The organism is Cellulomonas sp. zg-ZUI22, assembly GCF_017353535.1.
Lineage (GTDB): Bacteria > Actinomycetota > Actinomycetes > Actinomycetales > Cellulomonadaceae > Cellulomonas > Cellulomonas wangleii.
Window position 1 is genome coordinate 56701 of record NZ_JAFMUZ010000008.1, and the last position, 20191, is coordinate 76891.

Annotated in this window: 18 protein-coding genes; 12 read left to right on the forward strand and 6 right to left on the reverse strand. The window is 74.8% G+C overall.

Features of this window, described 5'->3' with window-relative positions:
- Nucleotide 1 precedes the first annotated feature (1 nt).
- Nucleotides 2–664 carry a VOC family protein gene (locus J1G43_RS16340; protein WP_207341652.1) on the reverse strand — a complete coding sequence of 221 codons (663 nt, stop codon included), beginning with the start codon at nucleotides 662–664 and terminating at the stop codon, nucleotides 2–4.
- A 240-nt stretch (nucleotides 665–904) separates the two neighbouring features.
- Between J1G43_RS16340 and adhE the strand changes: the two genes are divergently transcribed.
- The 4 genes from adhE to J1G43_RS16360 all read left to right on the forward strand — a co-directional run bounded on the left by adhE (nucleotide 905) and on the right by J1G43_RS16360 (nucleotide 5975).
- Entirely contained in the window at nucleotides 905–3664 is a 2760-nt protein-coding gene (gene adhE, locus J1G43_RS16345; protein ID WP_207341651.1) for a bifunctional acetaldehyde-CoA/alcohol dehydrogenase, read from the forward strand.
- Nucleotides 3665–3879: 215 nt separating this feature from the next.
- Entirely contained in the window at nucleotides 3880–4434 is a 555-nt protein-coding gene (locus J1G43_RS16350) for a hypothetical protein (RefSeq protein WP_207371273.1), read from the forward strand.
- A 139-nt stretch (nucleotides 4435–4573) separates the two neighbouring features.
- A complete protein-coding gene (locus tag J1G43_RS16355; protein WP_207341649.1) occupies nucleotides 4574–4699 on the forward strand; it encodes a molybdopterin oxidoreductase in 126 nt (41 codons plus the stop codon).
- Nucleotides 4700–4766: 67 nt separating this feature from the next.
- Nucleotides 4767–5975, forward strand: a complete 1209-nt coding sequence (locus J1G43_RS16360) for a pyridoxal phosphate-dependent aminotransferase (RefSeq protein ID WP_207378846.1) — start codon at nucleotides 4767–4769, stop codon at nucleotides 5973–5975.
- Nucleotides 5976–6021: 46 nt separating this feature from the next.
- On the opposite strand, the gene J1G43_RS16365 is transcribed toward J1G43_RS16360, so the two are convergent.
- On the reverse strand, nucleotides 6022–7356 hold the full coding sequence (locus J1G43_RS16365) for a multidrug effflux MFS transporter (protein ID WP_207341647.1): 1335 nt from the start codon (nucleotides 7354–7356) through the stop codon (nucleotides 6022–6024).
- A gap of 102 nt (nucleotides 7357–7458) precedes the next feature.
- On the opposite strand from J1G43_RS16365, the gene J1G43_RS16370 reads away from it, so the two are divergent.
- Nucleotides 7459–8208, forward strand: a complete 750-nt coding sequence (locus tag J1G43_RS16370) for an SOS response-associated peptidase (protein WP_207341646.1) — start codon at nucleotides 7459–7461, stop codon at nucleotides 8206–8208.
- Nucleotides 8209–8216: 8 nt separating this feature from the next.
- On the opposite strand, the gene J1G43_RS16375 is transcribed toward J1G43_RS16370, so the two are convergent.
- The gene (locus J1G43_RS16375) at nucleotides 8217–9332 is read right to left on the reverse strand and encodes an adenylate/guanylate cyclase domain-containing protein (protein WP_207341645.1); all 1116 of its coding nucleotides are present in this window, start codon (nucleotides 9330–9332) and stop codon (nucleotides 8217–8219) included.
- A gap of 15 nt (nucleotides 9333–9347) precedes the next feature.
- Nucleotides 9348–10217, reverse strand: coding sequence for a biotin--[acetyl-CoA-carboxylase] ligase (locus J1G43_RS16380; protein ID WP_207378847.1), 870 nt, complete (start codon nucleotides 10215–10217; stop codon nucleotides 9348–9350).
- 171 nt (nucleotides 10218–10388) lie between these two features.
- On the opposite strand from J1G43_RS16380, the gene J1G43_RS16385 reads away from it, so the two are divergent.
- From J1G43_RS16385 to J1G43_RS16400, 4 genes are all read left to right on the forward strand, one after another.
- The gene (locus tag J1G43_RS16385) at nucleotides 10389–12008 is read left to right on the forward strand and encodes an acyl-CoA carboxylase subunit beta (RefSeq protein ID WP_207341716.1); all 1620 of its coding nucleotides are present in this window, start codon (nucleotides 10389–10391) and stop codon (nucleotides 12006–12008) included.
- A 10-nt stretch (nucleotides 12009–12018) separates the two neighbouring features.
- Complete coding sequence (locus J1G43_RS16390; RefSeq protein ID WP_207341643.1) at nucleotides 12019–12570, forward strand: hypothetical protein; 552 nt, start codon at nucleotides 12019–12021, stop codon at nucleotides 12568–12570.
- Nucleotides 12567–12824 carry an acyl-CoA carboxylase epsilon subunit gene (locus J1G43_RS16395; protein ID WP_207341642.1) on the forward strand — a complete coding sequence of 86 codons (258 nt, stop codon included), beginning with the start codon at nucleotides 12567–12569 and terminating at the stop codon, nucleotides 12822–12824. Before J1G43_RS16390 ends, J1G43_RS16395 begins: the two co-directional genes overlap by 4 nt.
- A 71-nt stretch (nucleotides 12825–12895) precedes the next feature.
- Nucleotides 12896–14596, forward strand: a complete 1701-nt coding sequence (locus J1G43_RS16400; RefSeq protein WP_207371271.1) for a DUF885 domain-containing protein — start codon at nucleotides 12896–12898, stop codon at nucleotides 14594–14596.
- Nucleotides 14597–14638: 42 nt separating this feature from the next.
- Here the strand turns inward: J1G43_RS16400 and J1G43_RS16405 are convergent, their stop codons facing one another.
- Nucleotides 14639–15349, reverse strand: coding sequence for a vitamin K epoxide reductase family protein (locus tag J1G43_RS16405; protein WP_207341640.1), 711 nt, complete (start codon nucleotides 15347–15349; stop codon nucleotides 14639–14641).
- Between the two features lie 146 nt (nucleotides 15350–15495).
- On the opposite strand from J1G43_RS16405, the gene J1G43_RS16410 reads away from it, so the two are divergent.
- The 3 genes from J1G43_RS16410 (at nucleotide 15496) to J1G43_RS16420 (ending at nucleotide 18619) form a co-directional block, all read left to right on the forward strand.
- Nucleotides 15496–16158, forward strand: coding sequence for a nucleoside triphosphate pyrophosphatase (locus J1G43_RS16410; protein ID WP_207371270.1), 663 nt, complete (start codon nucleotides 15496–15498; stop codon nucleotides 16156–16158).
- A 155-nt stretch (nucleotides 16159–16313) separates the two neighbouring features.
- Nucleotides 16314–18128 carry a biotin carboxylase N-terminal domain-containing protein gene (locus tag J1G43_RS16415; protein ID WP_207341638.1) on the forward strand — a complete coding sequence of 605 codons (1815 nt, stop codon included), beginning with the start codon at nucleotides 16314–16316 and terminating at the stop codon, nucleotides 18126–18128.
- A gap of 47 nt (nucleotides 18129–18175) precedes the next feature.
- On the forward strand, nucleotides 18176–18619 hold the full coding sequence (locus J1G43_RS16420; RefSeq protein ID WP_307859636.1) for an NUDIX hydrolase: 444 nt from the start codon (nucleotides 18176–18178) through the stop codon (nucleotides 18617–18619).
- A 27-nt stretch (nucleotides 18620–18646) separates the two neighbouring features.
- Here J1G43_RS16420 and J1G43_RS16425 read toward each other — a convergent pair whose 3' ends face one another.
- Nucleotides 18647–20182, reverse strand: a complete 1536-nt coding sequence (locus tag J1G43_RS16425; RefSeq protein ID WP_207371268.1) for an NAD(P)H-quinone dehydrogenase — start codon at nucleotides 20180–20182, stop codon at nucleotides 18647–18649.
- Between the last annotated feature and the right edge of the window lie 9 nt (nucleotides 20183–20191).

Here is a 20191-nt window from a genome sequence, read left to right on the forward strand (position 1 = left end):
CTCAGGCCGTCGACCGCCCCTGCCACGTGCACACGCACGCCTCGTTGCCCTCCGGGTCGGCCAGCACCCAGAACGACGGTGCGGCGTCGTCCGACACCAGCCGGCCACCGGCGGCGAGGGCCGCCGCGACCCGCTCCTCGGCCAGGTCGTGCGGCACCGTCACGTCGACGTGGAGGCGGTTGCGCTGCGGGCGCGGCGCGTCCATCTGCTGGAACCACACCGCCGGCCCGGTCCCGGCCGGGTCGGCGAGCGCGCCCGGGTCGCCCGGGACGTCGTCGTAGGCGAGCACCGCCTTCCAGAACGGGCGGACCGCCGGGATGTCGAGCGCGTCGACCGCGATCTCGAGGATCTCGCCCGCGGGCTCCGCGGCCTGCAGGCCCAGCTCGTCCGCGACGGCGGTGACGGCGGCGGCCAGGTCGACGTCACGCTGCGTGAGGCCGTGCACGTCGTGGCTGCTGGTGGTGACCGTGACCTGGCCGTACCGCAGCAGCACGTCCGGGTGGTGGTCGGCGGCGTCGGCGGCCCGCGCGACCCGGGCGACCAGCTCGGCGCCCGTGGCCCAGTCGGGCGTGCGGAACGCCGCCCGCAGGGTGCCGAGCAGGACGCGCCAGTGGCGGGCGTCGACGGCGGCGGTGACGGCGGAGTGCGGCAGGACGTCGCTCATGGGGCCACCGTGCCACCGGGGTCCGACACCCGCGCGGCGACGCGTCCGGCGGCCCCGACGGGCCCGCGGAGCAGGACCGAGGTCCCCTCACGGCCGCGCCGCGGGACGCGGGAGCGGCGTGCGTCACACCCGCGGGGACTTTCATCCCACGTTTCCGGGCCCCCTGATCCCTAGCGTCGGAACCAGCGACGGACGGCCTCCAGCGTCCGCCCCCCTCTCACCACTACCCGGGGAGTCCAGGTGTCCGAAACCAAGAAGAGCACCCGCGCGAAGGCCGCTGCCGACGCGCCGGCCGAGGCGACCTCGGCCACCGCCGCCCAGCCCGCAGGCAGCGCCCTCGGCGTCGCCGAGGTCGACGAGGTCGCGCAGGCCGTCGACCGGCTCGTCGCCAACGCCACCAAGGCGCTCGCCGAGTTCTCGTCGATGACCCAGGAGGACGTGGACCGCTTCGTCAAGAAGGGCGCGGTCGCGGCACTCGACCAGCACGGCAACCTCGCCAAGCTCGCCGTCGACGAGACCGGGCGCGGCGTCTTCGAGGACAAGGCCGTCAAGAACATCTTCGCGTGCGAGCACGTCACCAACTCGATGGCGAACCTCAAGACCGTCGGCGTCATCAACGTCGACGACCTCAACGGCATCACCGAGATCGCCGAGCCCGTCGGGGTCATCGCCGGGATCACCCCGGTGACCAACCCGACGTCCACCGCGATCTTCAAGTCGCTCATCTCGCTGAAGACCCGCAACCCGATCATCTTCGCGTTCCACCCCAACGCGCAGCGCTCCTCGCTCGAGGCCGCACGCGTCGTGCGTGACGCGGCCGTCGCCGCCGGTGCCCCCGAGCACTGCATCCAGTGGGTCGAGACCCCGTCGCTGGCCGCGACCGGTGCGCTCATGAACCACCCGGGCGTCGCCACGATCCTCGCGACCGGTGGCAACGCGATGGTCAAGGCCGCGTACTCGTGCGGCAAGCCGGCCCTCGGCGTCGGCGCCGGCAACGTCCCGGCGTACGTCGAGAAGTCCGCGAAGCTCGCCCGCGCGATCAACGACATCGTCCTGAGCAAGGCCTTCGACAACGGCGTCATCTGCGCCTCGGAGCAGGCCGCGATCCTCGACGACGAGATCTACGACGCCGCGATGGCCGAGTTCGCCAAGCTGCACGCCTACCGGGCCACCCCGGCGGAGAAGGCGAAGCTCGAGCGCTTCATCTTCGGCGTCGAGGCCGGCGGCGAGAACTGCGGCGGCGCCAAGCTCAACCCCGCGGTCGTCGGCAAGTCGCCGGTGTGGATCGCCGAGCAGGCCGGGTTCACGGTCCCGGCGGACACGTCGATCATCCTCGCCGAGGTCACCGGCGTCGGCCCGCACGAGCCCCTGACCCGCGAGAAGCTCTGCCCCGTGCTGGCCGTGCTGCGCGCGACCTCCACCGAGGAGGGCTTCGCACTGGCCGAGCAGATGGTGGAGTTCGACGGCCTGGGCCACTCCGCCGCGATCCACACGCGCGACGAGGCCCTGACGGTCGAGTTCGGCAAGCGCGTCAAGGCGATCCGCGTCATCTGCAACGCCCCGTCGTCCCTCGGCGGCATCGGCGACATCTACAACGCGTTCATCCCGTCGCTGACGCTGGGCTGCGGCTCCTACGGCCACAACTCGGTGTCGAACAACGTGTCGGCGGTGAACCTCATCAACGTCAAGCGCGTGGGCCGGAGGAACAACAACTTGCAGTGGTTCAAGGTCCCCGCCAAGACGTACTTCGAGCCGAACGCCATCCGCTACCTCGCGGACATGGCGGACGTCGAGCGCGTCACCATCGTCACCGACGCGACCATGACGACCCTCGGGTTCGTCGACAAGGTCCTCGACGTCCTGCGGCGCCGCGGCAACAACGTGGCCGTGCAGATCATCGACCAGGTCGAGCCGGAGCCGTCCGTCAAGACGGTCCAGGCGGGCGCGGCGCAGATGCGGCACTTCCGCCCCGACACGATCATCGCGCTCGGTGGTGGCTCGCCCATGGACGCGGCGAAGGTCATGTGGCTGCTGTACGAGCACCCGGAGATCGTCTTCTCCGACCTCAAGCAGAAGTTCTTCGACGTCCGCAAGCGCGCGTTCAAGTTCCCGGTCCTGGGCGACCTGGCCAAGCTCGTGTGCATCCCGACCACGTCGGGCACGGGCGCCGAGGTCACGCCGTTCGCGGTCATCTCCGACCCCGACGCCGGCAAGAAGTACCCGCTGGCGGACTACGCGCTGACCCCCACGGTCGCGATCATCGACCCGGTGCTGACCTCGAAGATGCCGCGCTCGCTGGCGGCGGACTCGGGCTTCGACGCCCTGACGCACGCCACCGAGGCGTTCGTGTCGGTCTACGCCAACGACTTCACCGACGGCATGGCGCTGCAGGCGATCCGCCTGATCTTCGACAACCTCGCGCAGTCGGTGAACGGCGACCCGGCCGACCCGGCCACGCAGGACGCCCGCGAGAAGATGCACAACGCGGGGACGATCGCCGGCATGGCCTTCGGCAACGCGTTCCTCGGGATCGTGCACGCGATGGCGCACGTGATCGGCTCGACGTACCACCTGGTGCACGGCCGCACGAACGCCACGCTGCTGCCGCACGTGATCCGCTACAACGGGACCGTCCCGACCAAGCTCACGAGCTGGCCGAAGTACGAGTCCTACGTGGCGCCCGAGCGGTTCCAGCAGATCGCCGCGATGCTCGGCCTGCCGGCCTCCACGCCCGAGGAGGGTGTCGAGTCCTACGCGCTGGCCGTCGAGGCGCTGCGCGCCAAGGTCGGCATCCCGTCGTCCTTCCAGGCGCAGGGCGTCGACGAGCAGGAGTTCATCAACCGCCTCGACGAGGTCGCCATGGGCGCCTACGAGGACCAGTGCGCTCCCGCGAACCCGCGCATGCCGATGATCGGCGACATGAAGGACATCATGACCGCGGCCTACTACGGCACGTCGCTGGAGGACGTCCGTGGACGCCGCGAGCGGACGGGGGCCTGACCGACCTCCCCGACGGTCCAGCGCCCCACCCCACGGGGCGGCGCCCCCGTCACCGCTCCGACGCCCCCGCCGGCACCGCCGGCGGGGGCGTCGTCGTCCCGGCACGTGGCCGGGACGGCACCCTCGCCGAGCGCGACGGACGATGTCGGGGCAAACTGGACGCCCGGTCGACTCGGCCGGTCCCCGACGAAGGAGGCGTCCCCGTGGCTGCGCCCATGACATCCGTCCGCCGTCAGCCGACCACCACCGCGGCCCCCGGCAGGTGCGCGCGCCTGCTCACGGCGCTCGCGACCGGCGGTGCACTGACGCTCGGGCTCGCCGCCTGCAGCGACGCCACCGTGCAGGAGGCGGGCGACGACATCGCGAGCGCCGCCCAGGGTGCCGCGGACGAGATCACGGCAGCCGGGGACAAGCTCGAGGAGGTCCTGGCGACCGCCCGGACCCACGCCGACGAGGCGCGGGCGGAGGTCGACCAGGCCCGCAGCTCGCTCAGCGGGCTCGACGACGAGGCGCGAGGCAAGGCCGACCAGGCCGTGACCAACGCGCAGGGCGCGGTCGACGAGGCCCAGGCCGCGCTGGACAAGGCGCAGGCCGAGGGCGCGCAGGCGTCCGCGCAGGCGCTCGCCGATGCCCGCGCCAAGGTCGACGCCGCACGCGCGGACCTCGACGCCGCGGCCGCGGGCGCCGGCGACGAGGCCGGTGGTGCGCTGCAGACGCTCGGCGCCCACCTCGACGCCCTCGGCCAGGACCTGAGGTCCGCGACCGAGTGACCCGGGCGACGGCCCGGCACTGCCGGGTCGTCGCTCCCCTGTCGTCGGTGGCCCACGGGTTGCCCCGGGGAGCGGGTGAAATCCACGACCCGCCCTCCGGGACGTCGTCCGAGGCCCCCCATCTGCCGATCGTGGAGACATGACCGTTCGCACGCACACCCGGGAGGTCCGCCGCCACCGTGCCGAGTGGTGGGTCGTGACCGCGTGGCTCTCGCTCGCGCTCCTCGTCGTGGTCGGCCTGCTCTCGGCCGCCGGCACGTTCTGAGCCGACCCGCCGACCCGGCCGGCCGGGCGGGCCGTCGGTCCCGCACGCGCACGCCTATGCTCGCGCCGTGACGACGCGGTGGCAGCAGGTGGCGGCGGCGGCGGGCCTGCTGGACCCCGACGGGACCGCGCGGGCGACGGTCTTCGCGGAGATGTCCGCGCTCGCCGACCGGACGGGTGCGCTCAACCTCGGGCAGGGGTTCCCCGACGTCGACGGCCCGCGGCCGGTCGCGCGGGTGGCCGCCGACGCGATCCTGGCCGGCGTCAACCAGTACCCGCCCGGCCCCGGCACCGCCCCGCTGCGCGCGGCCGTCGCCACGCACCAGCGCGTGCGCTACGGCCTGGAGGTCGATCCCGCGACGCAGGTCCTCGTCACCACCGGGGCGACGGAGGCGCTCGCCGCGGCGGTCCTGGCGCTGGCGTCCCCGGGTGACGAGGTGCTCACGCTGGAGCCGTACTACGACTCCTACGCCGCGGTCGTGGCCATGGCCGGCGCGACGCACACCACCGCACCCCTGCGCCCGACCGCCGACGGCTTCCGGCTGGACGTCGCGGCCCTGGAACGCGCGATCACGCCGCGCACGCGGCTGCTGCTGCTCAACTCCCCGCACAACCCGACCGGGGCCGTGCTGCGCGCCGACGAGCTGGCGGCGGTGGCGCGCCTCGCCGTGGCGCACGACCTGCTCGTGGTGACCGACGAGGTCTACGAGCACCTGGTGTTCGGCGTCCGGCACGTGCCCGTGGCCACGCTGCCGGGCATGGCGGAGCGCACCCTGACGGTCTCGTCGAGCGGCAAGACGTTCTCGTTCACGGGGTGGAAGATCGGCTGGGTGACCGGACCGGCCGCGCTCGTCGCGGCGGTCCGGACGGTCAAGCAGTTCCTCACGTACGTGTCCGGTGCGCCGTTCCAGCCCGCCGTGGCGCACGCGCTGACGGATCCGGCGGCCCTCGCGTGGGTCGAGGACCTGGTGGCGTCGCTCGCGGAGCGGCGTGACCTGCTCAGCGACGGGCTGCGCGACGCGGGCTTCGACGTGGTCCGGCCCGACGGCACCTACTTCGTGCTGGCCGACGCCGCCGGGCTGGGCGCCACGGACGGCGCGGCGTTCTGCCGCGCGCTGCCGGAGCGCGCCGGGGTGGTCGCCGTGCCCGTCAGCGCGTTCACCCGCGCCGGGTCACCGACGCACGACGCGCTGCGGACCTGGGTGCGCTTCACGTTCGTCAAGCGCCGGGACGTCCTGGAGGACGCCGTCGCCCGCCTGGGCCGCGCGTTCGGCTGACGACCGGGCCGGCGCCCGGCCGGGCCCGGCTCAGGTGAGCTGCTGCTCAGGTGAGCTGCTGCCAGGCACCGCCGCGGCGGAACGCCGGGGTGGCCAGCGCCAGCACCGCGAGCGCCACGGTGGCCGACGCCAGCATGACCACGGCCATCGCGACGGGTCCGCCGCCCAGCACGCCGGAGAGGTTGGCGACGACGCCACCGGTGCCCGCCTGCAGCGCGCCGATGAAGGCGGCCGCAGTGCCGGCCATCGTGCCGTGCCGGCCCAGGGCGATCGCCGTGGCGTTGGGCGGCGCGAAGTTGACCAGCGCGAGCACCAGCCACAGCACGACCACGAGCGACCACAGCCCACCGAACCCGGTGAGCGCGACCGCCAGCAGCGCCGCGGTGAGCAGCACGGTGAGCACGACCGCGACCCGCAGGATCCGGATGGGGGCCACGCGGCGCACCAGGGCGGCGTTGACCTGCGCCCCCAGCACCAGGCCGACGCCGTTGACGGCGAACAGCAGGGCGAACTGGTGCTCGGTGAGGCCGTACCCGACCCGCAGCACGAACGGCGACGCGACGACGTAGGTCATGAGCACGGCCATGGTCAGACCGGGCAGCACGGCCAGCGCGACGAAGTGCCGGTCCCGCAGCAGGTGCGCGTAGCCGGACAACGCGGCCCGCACGCCGCTGGGCCGGCGCCGTTCGACGGGCAGCGTCTCGGGCATGCGGCGCGCGACCACGAGCCACAGCCCCACACCGAGCACCGCCAGCACGACGAACACGGCCCGCCAGCCCCACTGCCCGGCGATGACCCCGCCCAGGGACGGTGCGAACAGCGGGGCGACGCCGATCACCAGCATGAGCCGGGACATCAGCCGCGACGCGTCCGACCCGACGAACCGGTCCCGGATGAGGGCCATGGCCACGACCGTCGCGGACGCGTTGAAGAACCCCTGCGCGACGCGCAGCGCGATGAGCGGGACGATCGCGGGCGCGACCGCGCAGAGCAGGGACACCACGACGTGCAGCGCGACGCCGACGAGCACGGGGGTGCGCCGCCCGAGGCGGTCGGACAGCGGACCGATGACGAGCTGGCCCACCGCGCCGCCGATCAGCATGCCCGTCATGGTCAGCTGCGCGGCGGCGGCCGAGGTGCCCAGGTCGCGCGCCACGTCCGGCAGGGAGGGCAGGTAGATGTCGGTGGAGATCGCGGGCAGCGCGCACATCGCGCCCAGGAGCAGGACGTGGCGCGCGTCGGGGCGCTGGTGGGGCGCGTCGTCCGTGGGCGTCGCGCCGGCGCCTCCCGGGGCGACGGGGACGGCGGCCGCGGGGTCGGCCGGTGCGGGGTTCACCGGTGCGTGGCCGGCGGGTGCGGTGCGGTGGTCTGACTGGTGCATCGCCCTCTATCGTCGCACCGACCGCGACAGTTCACGAATCGATTCGACACGCGGGTGCGCCTCGTGGTGCGGGTGTCGGTGGCCGGTGGCACGCTGACCGGCATGTGCGGCAGGTACGCGTCCTTCCGGGAGGACCAGGCGATCGCCGACGAGTTCGCGGTGGCGACCGTCGCGGACGACGCGCGGCTGCTGCCGCCCTCGTGGAACGTCGCGCCGACGGACGGCGTCCGGATGGTCGTCGAGCGCGCCGACCGGGCGACGGGTGAGATCACCCGGCAGCTGCGGGTGGCCCGGTGGGGCCTGGTGCCCTCCTGGGCCAAGGACCCGTCCGTCGGCAACCGCATGATCAACGCCCGCGTCGAGACGCTGGCGGACAAGCCCGCCTTCGCCAGGCCGTTCGCCGCCCGGCGGGCGCTGCTGCCGGCGGACGGCTACTACGAGTGGCAGGCCGGCCCGCAGCCGCCGGCCGGGGCACCGCGCCGCCGCGCGCCCAAGCAGCCGTTCTGGATCCACCCGGCCGACGGTGACGTCGCCGCGCTGGCCGGGCTGTACGAGTTCTGGCGGGACCCCGCCCGGGCGGACGACGACCCGGCGCGCTGGCTCGTGTCCGTGACCGTGGTGACCCGCCCGGCCACGCCGGCCCTGGCCGCGATCCACGACCGGCAGCCGCTGATCCTGCCGCCCGACGCGTGGTCCGCCTGGCTCGACCCCGCGGTCGGGGCCGACGACGCGCGCGCGCTGCTGACCGTCGACCCGCCCCCGCTGCGGGCGACCCCCGTGTCCACCCGTGTCAACGCGGTGGCCAACGACGGTCCCGACCTCCTCACCCCCGAGGGGCCCGACATCGGCTGAGCGCGCGGTCAGCGCCCGGCGGACTCCAGCCGGTACGGCACGACCTCGCCCACCCCCGGCAGCTCCCGGGCGGGCTGCTCGGTGAGACGGAACCGCGGGTCGCCGCCGAGCACCTGCGCCGTGACCGCGTCGACCAGCACCGAGCTGGGGTCCGCGACGTCCGTGAGGCGGGCCGCGAGGTTCACGCTGGGGCCGAAGACGTCACCGAACCGGGACAGCACACGGCCCCAGACCAGCCCGACGCGCACCGGGGTGACCCCCCGCGCACCCTCCGCCAGCCCACCGGCGCCGCGTGCGGCCTCGACGTCCAGCGACGTCCCGAAGGCGTCGGCGAGGCCCAGGGCGACCGCCGCCCCCACCCCGGGGGTGTCGGCGATGAAGAGCACCGCGTCCCCGATCGTCTTGACGACCCGCCCGCCGGCACCGACGACCACGTCGCGCGCGGCGGTCTCGAAGCGCTGGACGAAGTGCGACAGGTCCGTGGAGCCCAGGCCGGCGGTGCGGCGGGTGAACGAGACCATGTCCGCGAACCCGACCGCGCGGGCCAGCGGCAGCAGGTTGCCGTCGATCGCGACGTCCCGCAGGTGACCGAACTCGGCCGCGTAGCGGTCGGCCACGGCGGCGAGCTGGCGGCGGTAGGAGTGCAGCAGCTGCTGCTCGAGCAGCGGGGCGAGGTCCCGCAGCCGGTCGAGCACCAGCAGGCGCGCGGACGTGTCGTCCAGGCCGAAGCGCGACTCCATGTCCTCGACGAGCGCCTCGACCTGCCACAGCGCGAGCCGGTCGGAGGTGTGCCCCAACGAGCGGATCACCGTCACCACCGTGGCCGGCTCGAGCCCGTGCTCCTCGATGAGCGCCCGTGCGCGGGCCAGCGCCTGCGCGTCGCGCTCGGTGAACATGACCTCGTCGTCGCCGCTGCTCGGCAGCCCGAGGGTGCGCCAGAAGATCCGCACCGTCTCGAGCTCGACCCCGGTGCGACGTGCCAGGTCGCGCGCGCTCAGCGTGCGAGGACCGCCCAGGAGCAGCTCGTCGAGGGCGTCGGTGGTCCCGGTGGGCGGGGCAGGACGCGGCTCCTCACCGGGCGCACCGGCCCCGGGTCGCCCGCTGTCCCGCACACCTCCCGGCACGGGTCGCAGCCTAGTTCACGACCCTGTGTCCCCCGTCACCCGCACGTGCGCGACGTCCCCGGCGAGCACCCGCTGCTCGACGCCCTGCGCGTCGCGGACCAGCAGCGCGCCGTCGTCGGCCAGGCCGGTGGCGGTGCCGGTGAGCGCGACGCCGCCGGGCAGCTCCACCCGCACGGGCCGTCCCAGGGTGGAGCACACCGAGGCGACCTCGTCCACGAGGCCCGCCGCGACGGCGTCGCCGTCGTGCTCGACCCACCGGTGCGCGACCTGGTCCAGCGCCTCGACCAGCGCGACCAGCAGGCTCGCCCGGTCCACGGACCCGGCACCGGCCAGGACGAGGGACGTCGCCCACGGCACCGGCAGCTCGTCGCGGCGCTGGTCGACGTTGAGCCCGATCCCGACCGCGACGCCCGGCACCTGCGGCACCGCCTGGGCCAGCACCCCGGCGACCTTGCGGGCGGTGCCCCAGCCGTCGAGGGGCTCGACCTGCTCACCGAGCTCGACCAGCACGTCGTTGGGCCACTTGAGAACCGCCCGCACGCCGGCCGTCGCCCGCAGCGCCCGGACCGCACCGAGCCCGGCCAGCAGCGGCAGCCACGCGTAGGTCGCGGGGCCCGAGCGAGGGCGGGCGACGAAGGTGCAGGTCAGCGCGGCCCTCGCGGGGGACGTCCAGGTGCGTCCCGCGCGCCCGTGCCCGGCCACCTGGTGCTCGGTGACCAGCAGGCTCGCGTGCGGCCAGGCGTCGGGGTCGTCGCGCAGGCCGGCCACCACGTCGTCGTTGGTGGACCCCGTCTCGGGCACCACGTCCAGGCGGGCCAGCGGTCCGGCGGGGGCCAGCAGCAGCTCACGCAGCGCGGCGACCTGCAGGGGCGGGCGCTCGGTCATCGCGCCATCATCGCGCAGCCACGTGCCCGCGCGCCGCACGAGGCACCGGTGCGGCGCGCGCGCCCGTTGTCGGGTCCCCACAGCGGTCCGCCGGCAACACGGTCGGCGGGGTGCACGGTGCTGGTGGACGTCCACAACTAGCCTCGTCGGGTGACCCAGGACGACCTCACCGTGCGACCCGGCCCGACGGACCCGGCCCCGACGGACCCCGCCGCGCCGGCCCGCACCACCGCCGGGCTCCTCGACGACCTGCGCGCGCGCCGCGCGGCCGCCGTCGACGTCGCCGAGCAGAAGGCCGCGGCCAAGCAGCACGCCCGCGGACGCAAGACCGCCCGCGAGCGCGTCGAGGCGCTCCTGGACCCCGGCTCGTTCGTCGAGCTCGACGCGTTCGTCCGGCACCGCTCCACCAACTTCGGCCTGGGCGACCGCCGCGTCGCGGGCGACGGCGTCGTGGTCGGCCACGGCACGGTCGAGGGCCGGCCGGTCTGCGTGTACTCGCAGGACTTCACCGTCTTCGGCGGCTCGCTGGGCGAGGTGCACGGGCAGAAGATCACCAAGGTGATGGACCTCGCTCTGCGCACCGGGGTGCCGCTGGTGGGCATCAGCGACGGTGGCGGCGCACGCATCCAGGAGGGCGTCGCCGGCCTGACCCAGTTCGCCGAGATCTTCCGTCGCAACGTCGCGGCCTCGGGCGTGATCCCGCAGATCAGCCTCATCCTCGGACCGTCGGCCGGCGGCGCGGTGTACTCCCCCGCGCTGACCGACTTCATCGTCATGGCGGACGGCACCTCCAACATGTTCATCACCGGCCCGGACGTGATCCGCGCGGTCACGGGCGAGGACGTGGGCTTCGAGGAGCTGGGCGGCGCGACGACGCACTCGACCCGTTCCGGCGTCGCGCACTACATGGCCTCGGACGAGGACGACGCGATCGACTGGGTGCGCACGCTGCTGGCGTACCTGCCGACCAACAACCTGGCCGACCCGCCGGCCTACGCGCACGAGGCCGACCTGGAGCCGTCGGACGAGGACCTCGCGCTGGACACGCTCGTCCCGGACTCGGACAGCCGGCCGTACGACATGCACACGGTCATCGAGACCGTGCTCGACGACGACAGCTTCCTCGAGGTGCAGTCGCTGTACGCCCAGAACGTCGTGGTCGGGTTCGGCCACGTCGAGGGCCAGCCGGTGGGCGTCGTGGCGAACCAGCCGATGCACATGGCGGGCACGCTGGACATCAACGCGGCGGAGAAGGCCGCGCGGTTCGTGCGCACGTGCGACGCCTTCGGGATCCCCGTCCTGACGTTCGTCGACGTCCCCGGCTTCCTGCCCGGCACCGACCAGGAGTGGAACGGCATCATCCGGCGCGGCGCGAAGCTGATCTTCGCGTACGCGGAGGCGACGGTCCCGCTGGTCACGGTCATCACGCGCAAGGCCTACGGCGGCGCGTACATCGTCATGGGCTCCAAGCAGCTGGGCGCCGACGTGAACCTCGCCTGGCCGACCGCGCAGATCGCCGTCATGGGCGCCGGTGGTGCGGTCAACATCCTGCAGCGCGGCGCGCTGCAGACCGTGGCGCAGGCCGGCGGCGACGTCGAGGCGGAGCGGCGCCGGCTGACCGCCGCGTACGAGGACGCCATCGTCAACCCCTGGGACGCGGCCGACCGCGGCTACGTGGACGACGTCATCGAACCGTCGGCGACCCGCGCCCAGGTGGTGCGGTCCCTGCGGCTGCTGCGCACCAAGCGTGCGAGCCTGCCGCCCAAGAAGCACGGCAACATCCCGCTGTGAGGAGCCCGGCATGAGCGAGCACGAGCACGACCACCCCGACGAGCACGACCCGGCGTCGCACGGGCGCGAGCCGCTGGCGGGGGTGGACGCCCGCGAGCTGCACACCACGGTGGACGAGCTCGCCGAGGCGCTGCACGCGTACGTCGAGACGGCGGTGGGCGTCCGGGCCGAGTTCGGCGCGCGAGAGGCCGACGAGGACCCCCGCGTGCTGGCGCTCGAGGGGCGGGTGGGCACGCTCAACGCCCGGCTGTACGACCTGCTGCACGCACGGCTCGGGCTGCACGCCGACCTGACCGGCATGACCTGGGACGACGCCGACCCCGACGCGGACGCCCCGGTCGAGCCGGGCGACCACGACACGTTCCACCTGGGGTTCGTCGTCGAGCTGCCGTCGACCGTCAGCGACCTGACGCTCGACGCCGTCATCGACCTCGTCGACGACGGCGGTGCGCAGATCGCGCACACCCTCACCGAGCGCGGCTACGTCGTCGGCGAGTGGGGCGCCGGGCGCGGCGCCCCCGTGCTGCTGGACGACGAGGACGACGACGAGGACGACCTGTGACCACCGGGCAGGGGCGCGCCACGGCCGAGCCGGTGGACCCGCACGTGCAGGTGGTGCGCGGCACGCCCGACGACATGGAGCTGGCGGCCCTCGTGGCCGGCCTGGTCGCCGCGGGCGCGCACCACGACGCGGCGACGCCGGACACCGACGGTGCCGCACGGTCGGCCCGTGCGCGCTGGACCGCTCTCCGGCCGCGTGCCGGTGCGCTGCCGGGCCGCGGGCACGACGCGTGGCGCTGGAGCCTGCACCCCTGACGTCGCGGCGGGCACCACCCCGTCCACCGACCCCCTGGGAGCGTGTGGCGCCCCGCCGTAGGGTGGCCCGGGTGACGACACCAGCGCCCGCGCCCCGTCCCACCAGCCCCGTCGACGCCGTCGCCGACGCCTACGTGGCCGCGCTCGCCCGGCTCGACCCCATCAGCGCCACGCAGCTGGGCGTCCTGGGTCACGACCGCGAGCTCACCGACTTCTCGCCCGAGGCGTCCGCTGAGCGCGCCGACCGCGCCCGGTCGACGCTGCTCGCCCTCGAGGGCCTGTCCCCCGCGGACGCCGTCGACGAGGTCACGGTCGCGGCCATGCACTGGTCGCTGCGCACCGGCATCGACCTGCAGGACGCCGGCGAGAACGACCGCATGCTCAACAACCTGTCCTCGCCGTCGCAGCAGGTGGCCGAGGTGTTCGACCTCATGCCGACCGACAGCGAGCAGGCGTGGGACGACGTCGCCGCGCGGCTCGCCCGGGTCCCGGCCTCGCTGGGGTCGTACGTGACGGCCCTGCGGAGCGCGGCGGCACGGGGCGACGTCGCCGCCGTCCGTCAGGTCGAGGCCGTGATCGGTCAGGCCCGGGAGGCGGCGCACCCGGAGTCGTCGCCGTTCACGCGGCTGGTCCGGGGTGCGGACGCACGCCGCGTGCTGGGTGACGACCACCCGCTGCACGCCGACCTGGAGCGCGGGGCGGCCGCGGCCCGTGCGGCGTACGGGGACCTGGCGCAGGTGCTCGCGGACGAGCTGGCGCCCGTCGCCCCGGAGGCCGACGCCGTGGGTCGCGAGCGCTACGCGCTGTGGTCGCGCCACCACCTGGGTGCCGACGTCGACCTGGACGAGACGTACGCCTGGGGGCTGGAGGAGCTGGCCCGCGTGCAGGCCGAGCAGGCCGAGGTCGCGGCGCAGGTCGCCGGTCCCGGTGCGACCGTCGAGCAGGCCGCGGCGCTGCTCGACGCGGACCCCGAGCGGCAGCTCGCGGGCACCGACGCGCTGCGCGGCTGGATGCAGGCGACGTCCGACGCGGCGATCGAGGCCCTCGACGGCACCCACTTCGACATCCCCGCGCCGGTCCGCACGCTGGAGTGCCGCATCGCGCCCTCGAGCACGGGGGCGATCTACTACACGGGACCCAGCGACGACTTCGCCCGCCCGGGTCGGATGTGGTGGTCGGTGCCGCCGGACGTCACGTCGTTCTCGACGTGGCGCGAGCGCACCACCGTGTACCACGAGGGCGTTCCCGGGCACCACCTGCAGATCGCGCAGGCCGTGTTCGAGCGCGCCACGCTCAACTCGTGGCGCCGGCTCGTCGCCTGGACGTCGGGCCACGGGGAGGGGTGGGCGCTGTACGCCGAGCGCCTCATGGCCGACCTCGGGTTCCTCGACGACCCGGGCGACCGGCTCGGCATGCTCGACGGCCAGCGGCTGCGCGCGGCCCGCGTCGTGTTCGACCTGGGGATGCACCTGGGCCTGCCGGCCCCGGCCGAGGTGGGGACGTGGACCCCGCAGACCGGCTGGGACTTCCTGCTCGCGAACGTGCAGATGCCCGAGTCGTTCGTGCGGTTCGAGTACACCCGCTACCTGGGCTGGCCCGGCCAGGCGCCGTCGTACAAGGTCGGGCAGCGGCTGTGGGAGCAGTACCGCGACGCGGCGCGCGCCGACGCCGCCGCGCGCGGCCGGGTGTTCGACCTGCGGGACTTCCACGCCCGCGCGCTCGCGCTCGGGTCGGTGCCGCTGGCGGTCCTGCCGACCGCGCTCACGTCCTGAGGCCTGCGGTGGGGGCGGCCGCGCCGACCCCCACCGCACGGCTCAGAGCAGCGTCCAGCCGTACTTGGCGAAGACGACCGCGACGAACAGCACCAGCACGGCCACGGTGACGAACCAGTCGTTGCCGGACGCGACGAACCGCCGGCCCCACGGCCCGGCCCGGCCCGGCAGGTTCAGGTGCCCGTCGCGCACGTTGACGCGGGTGAGGCCCGCCCACACCAGCGTCGTGGTGGCGGTGATCAGCAGGCACCAGGGGCACAGGGCGCCGATGACGAAGAACGACTGCTGGAACAGCCACCACGCGAACACCAGACCGGCCGTGTAGACCGCCTGCGCGCTGAGCATGAACCACCGCGGGAAGACGACGCCGCCGATCATCGCCACCGCGACCGTGATGACGATCGCCTCGGCCGCGATGCCCAGGAACGCGTTGGGGAAGCCGAAGAGCTCCGCCTGCCAGCTGGCCCCGACCTTGCCGCACGAGATGACCGAGTTGAGGTCGCAGCTCAGCGTCGCCGTCGTGCTCGTGGCCTTCGCCACCGCGATGGGGATCGCCTCGTACGACAGCACGAACGACGTGTACAGGCCGATGAGCCCCGAGACGAGCATCTCGATCGCCGTCCGCCGCCGCCACGCGGGGGGCGCGGGCTCGAGCAGGTCCGGGTCCTCGGGCAGGCCGAGCTCGTCGTCGAGCACGTCGTCGTGCTCCGGGTCCACGACGTCGCCGTCGTGCACGCTCCTGGTGGCGTCCATCACCGTGGCCTCCTCGCCCTGCGGTCCGGTGCGCCATTCTGCCCTGCACACCTGGGTGCGACGCAGGCCCCACGTCCCGCGCACACCCCGGGCCGCCGGACGCGGGCGGCGCGGCCGGCGCCGGAGCGGGCCGTTAGGGTCGGGCCGTGACCCGCCTGCTGCTCGCCTCCGCCTCCCCCGCCCGCCGCGCGACCCTCGCCGCCGCCGGCCTGGCTCCGCTGGTCGCCGTGTCCGGCGTCGACGAGGACGCCGTCCTCGCCGCGGCCCGCGAGCGCTTCGGCGACCTGGAGCCGGCGGACGCGGTGCTCGTGCTCGCGCAGGCCAAGGCCGAGGACGTGGCGCGGCGCCTCGACGACCTCGACGTCGAGGGGTGGCAGGACGAGGACGTCGTCGTGCTGGGCTGCGACTCGATGCTCGAGATCGACGGCGAGGTGCTGGGCAAGCCGGTCGACGCGCAGGACGCGGTGGCCCGCTGGCAGACCATGCGCGGGCGCAGCGGCGTGCTGCACACGGGCCACTGGCTGGTGGACGAGCGCGACCCGGCCGACGGCGGCACGGGTGCGACGCTCGGCGCGACCGCCTCCACGGTGGTGCACTTCGCGGACCTCTCGGACGACGAGATCACGGCGTACGTCGCGACCCGTGAGCCGCTGACCGTGGCCGGCGCCTTCACGATCGACGGGCTGGGCGGACCGTTCGTGGAGCGCATCGAGGGCGACCACCACACCGTGGTCGGGGTGAGCCTGCCCCTGCTGCGGCACCTGCTGGCGGACATCGACCTCACCGTCCCCGCCCTCTGGCAGGCCTGACCGCACCGCACGCGGGCCACGTCCGCCCACCGCCCGCGGCGCGGCGTGGTGGGTTCCTACAAGGCGCCCGCGCGGGCCTTGGGGGTTGCCCCAGTCTTGCGACGCGGGCCCGCGACGCAGCCGGGACCTGCGTCTCTGGCGCGCTACCGTGAGCCGTGCCCCTCATCACCAAGGTCCTCGTCGCGAACCGCGGGGAGATCGCCGTCCGCATCGCCCGTGCCTGCCGCGACGCCGGTGTCGCCTCCGTCGCGGTCTACTCGGACACCGATCGTGACGCGCTGCACGTGCACGTCGCGGACGAGGCGTACGCCCTCGACGGCGCCCGCGCGGCCGAGACCTACCTCGACATCGCCAAGCTGCTCGACGTGGCCCGGCGCTCGGGCGCCGACGCGGTCCACCCCGGCTACGGCTTCCTGTCGGAGAACGCGCAGTTCGCGCAGGCCGTGACCGACGCCGGCCTGGTGTGGGTGGGCCCACCGCCCGCGGCGATCGAGGCGCTCGGCGACAAGGTCAGCGCGCGCCACATCGCCCACCGCGCAGGCGCACCGCTGGTCGCGGGCACGCCGGAGCCGGTGCGCGACGTCGCGGAGATCCACGCGTTCGCGGCGGAGCACGGGCTGCCCGTGGCCATCAAGGCCGCGTTCGGCGGCGGCGGCCGGGGCCTGAAGGTCGCGCGCGAGGCCGACGAGATCGACGAGATGTACGAGTCCGCGGTCCGGGAGGCCGTCGCGGCGTTCGGACGCGGTGAGTGCTTCGTGGAGCGCTACCTGGACCGGCCGCGGCACGTCGAGACGCAGTGCCTCGCCGACGCGCACGGCACGGTCGTCGTCGTCTCGACGCGTGACTGCTCGCTGCAGCGCCGCCACCAGAAGCTCGTGGAGGAGGCGCCCGCGCCGTTCCTCACCGACGAGCAGCACGCCACGCTCGTCGCCGCGTCGCAGGCGATCCTGCGGGAGGCCGGGTACGTGGGCGCCGGCACCTGCGAGTTCCTCGTGGGCGCCGACGGCACGGTGTCGTTCCTCGAGGTGAACACCCGCCTGCAGGTCGAGCACCCCGTCACCGAGGAGATCAGCGGCATCGACCTGGTGCGCGAGCAGCTGCGCATCGCCGCCGGCGAGCCGCTCGGCTACACCGAGGTCGTCACCCGCGGGCACTCGATCGAGTTCCGCATCAACGGCGAGGACCCGGCCGCCGGGTTCCTGCCGGCGCCCGGTCGCATCTCCCGGCTGCGCCTCCCCTCCGGCCCGGGGGTGCGCGTGGACTCCGGTGTCGTCGAGGGCGACACCGTGTCCGGCCTGTTCGACTCGATGATCGCCAAGCTGGTCGTCACGGGCGCGACGCGCCGCCAGGCCGTCGAGCGGGCGCGCCGCGCGCTCGCCGAGCTCGAGGTGGTCGGCATCCCGACCGTCGTGCCCTTCCACCGCGCGGTCCTTCAGTCGCAGGCGTTCGTCCCGGCGGACGACACCACCCCGTTCACCGTGCACACCCGGTGGATCGAGACCGAGTTCGCGCAGACCGTCGCAGGGCTGGGCCGCCCCGCCCCGGCGCCGGAGGAGGCGCAGCTGCCCGACGGCGCGCTGGAGCGCGTGGTCGTCGAGGTCGGCGGCAAGCGGCTCGAGGTCGTGCTGCCGGCCGCCCTGGGGCTCGGACGCACCTCCGGGACCGGTCCGGGTCGCGGCGGGGCCGGGACACGCCCCGGCGCCGGTCCGCGACGCACGTCACGCCCGCGGTCCGGGCGCAGCGGCGGGTCGAACGGCACGACGCTCGCCTCGCCCATGCAGGGCACGATCGTCAAGGTCGCGGTGGCCGAGGGCGCCCAGGTCGCGGAGGGCGACCTGGTGGTGGTCCTCGAGGCCATGAAGATGGAGCAGCCCCTGGTCGCCCACCGCGCCGGCACGGTCCAGTCGCTCGTCGCCGGCGTCGGCTCCAGCGTGAGCGCCGGCGGCGCGATCTGCGAGATCGTCGGCTGAGCGCGTCGCGCACGGGTCCGCACCCCCGTCGCCCCGGCGACGGGTGGGTGGAGTGCGCCTGCGGGCGGCGCCACTGGGGCCTGCACGGTGCCGCCGGGCTGCTGCTGGTGCGGCGTGACGGCACCGGACGCGCCACCGACGTCGTGCTGCAGCACCGCGCGCCCTGGAGCGACCAGGGCGGCACGTGGGGCCTGCCAGGGGGCGCACGCGAGCCCGACGAGACCGCGGCGCAGGCCGCGCTGCGCGAGGCGCAGGAGGAGGCGGGCGTCGACCCCGCGGCGGTGGCGGTGCGCGGCGAGCACGTGCTGCGTCACCCCGACTGGGCGTACACGACCGTGCTCGGCGACGCGCGCGGCCCGGTCGAGCCCGCCGTGACGGACGCCGAGAGCATCACGGTCGCCTGGGTCCCGGTCGACGAGGTCGTCGACCGGGACCTGCTGCCGGCGTTCGCCGACGCCTGGCCGCTGCTGCGGGCGCGCCTCGACGGCTGACGCCCGCCCCGCGGCCCGGGCGCCGCCTCAGTCGATCGCCCGCTGGTGGAGCATGCGCGCCACCTCGGCGATCGTCCCCGACATCGACGGGTACACCGTGGAGGCCTCCGCGACCTGGTCGGCCGTGAGCCGGTGCGTGACGGCCAGGGTGAGCGGGAAGATCGACTCGCTCGCCCGCGGGCCCACCACCACGGCGCCCAGGATCGTGCCGGTGCCCGCGTGGGCGAAGATCTTCACGAACCCGTCGCGCACGCCCAGCATCTTGGCGCGCGGGTTGCGCGACAGCGGGAGCGTGCTGGTGCGGTAGTGCGTCCCCGTCTCGCGCAGCCGTGCCTCCGAGAGCCCCACCGTCGCGATCTCGGGCGCCGTGAAGATGTTGGCCGAGATGCCCCGCAGCGACAGCGGTCGGACCGCGTCGCCCAGCGCGTGGGACATGGCGATGCGCCCCTGCGTGGCCGCGACGGACGCCAGCGGCAGCACGCCGGTGCAGTCGCCGGCCGCGTACACGCCGCGCACGTTGGTGCGCGAGACCTTGTCGACCTCGACGTGCCCGGACGGCGTCACGCGCACGCCGGCCTCCTCGAGCCCGAGCCCGCGCGTGGTGGGCACCGAGCCCACCGCGAAGAGCACGTGCGAGCCCTCCACCGTGCGGCCGTCCTCCAGGGTCACGACGACGCCGTCGGCCGTCCGGCGCGCGGCCGACGCGCGCGAGCGCGACATCACGGTCATGCCGCGCTGGGTGAAGATCCGCTCGATGAGCTCCGCGGCGTCGGCGTCCTCGCCCGGCAGCACCCGGTCGCGGCTCGACACCAGGACGACGTCCGCGCCGAGCGACGTGTACGCACCGGCGAACTCCGCCCCCGTCACACCGGACCCGACGACGACCAGCCGCTCCGGCAGCTCGTCGAGGTCGTACATCTGCGTCCACGTGAGGATCCGCTCGCCGTCCGGGCGCGCGTCGGGCAGCACCCGCGGCGTGGCACCGGTCGCCAGCAGCACCACGTCGGCCGCGAGCTCGTGCTCCCGGCCGTCCTCACCGGTCACGGCCACGCGTCCCGGGTCGAGCAGTCGACCGGTGCCGGTGACGACGTCGACGCCCTCGCGCGCCAGGCGCGCCCGGATGTCGTCGGACTGCGCGCTCGCCAGCGCCTTGACCCGGGCGTTGACCGCCCGCAGGTCGATGCTGTGGCGCAGCGCGGTCCCGGGGCCGGCGCCGGACGCACCGGCACCGACGGCCGCGAGCGCGTCCAGCCGGATGCCCAGCTCGGGTGCGCGGTCGGCGATCGTCATCCACTCGGCCGTCGCGATGAGCGTCTTGGACGGCACGACGTCGGTGAGGACGGCCGCGCCGCCGAGGCCCGCGCGCTCGACCACGGTCACGCGCGCGCCGAGGCGTCGAGCGACGAGCGCCGCCTCGTAGCCGCCCGGTCCGCCGCCCACGATCACGACGTGCCCGGAGGGCGGGTCGTCCGGTGCGTCGCGCACGGTCGAGGCGGCGGTGACGGCCGGCACCTGCGGCTGGTCGGGGGCTGCGGAGGTCTGCTCGCTGGTCACGGGCCCCATCCTGCCCGG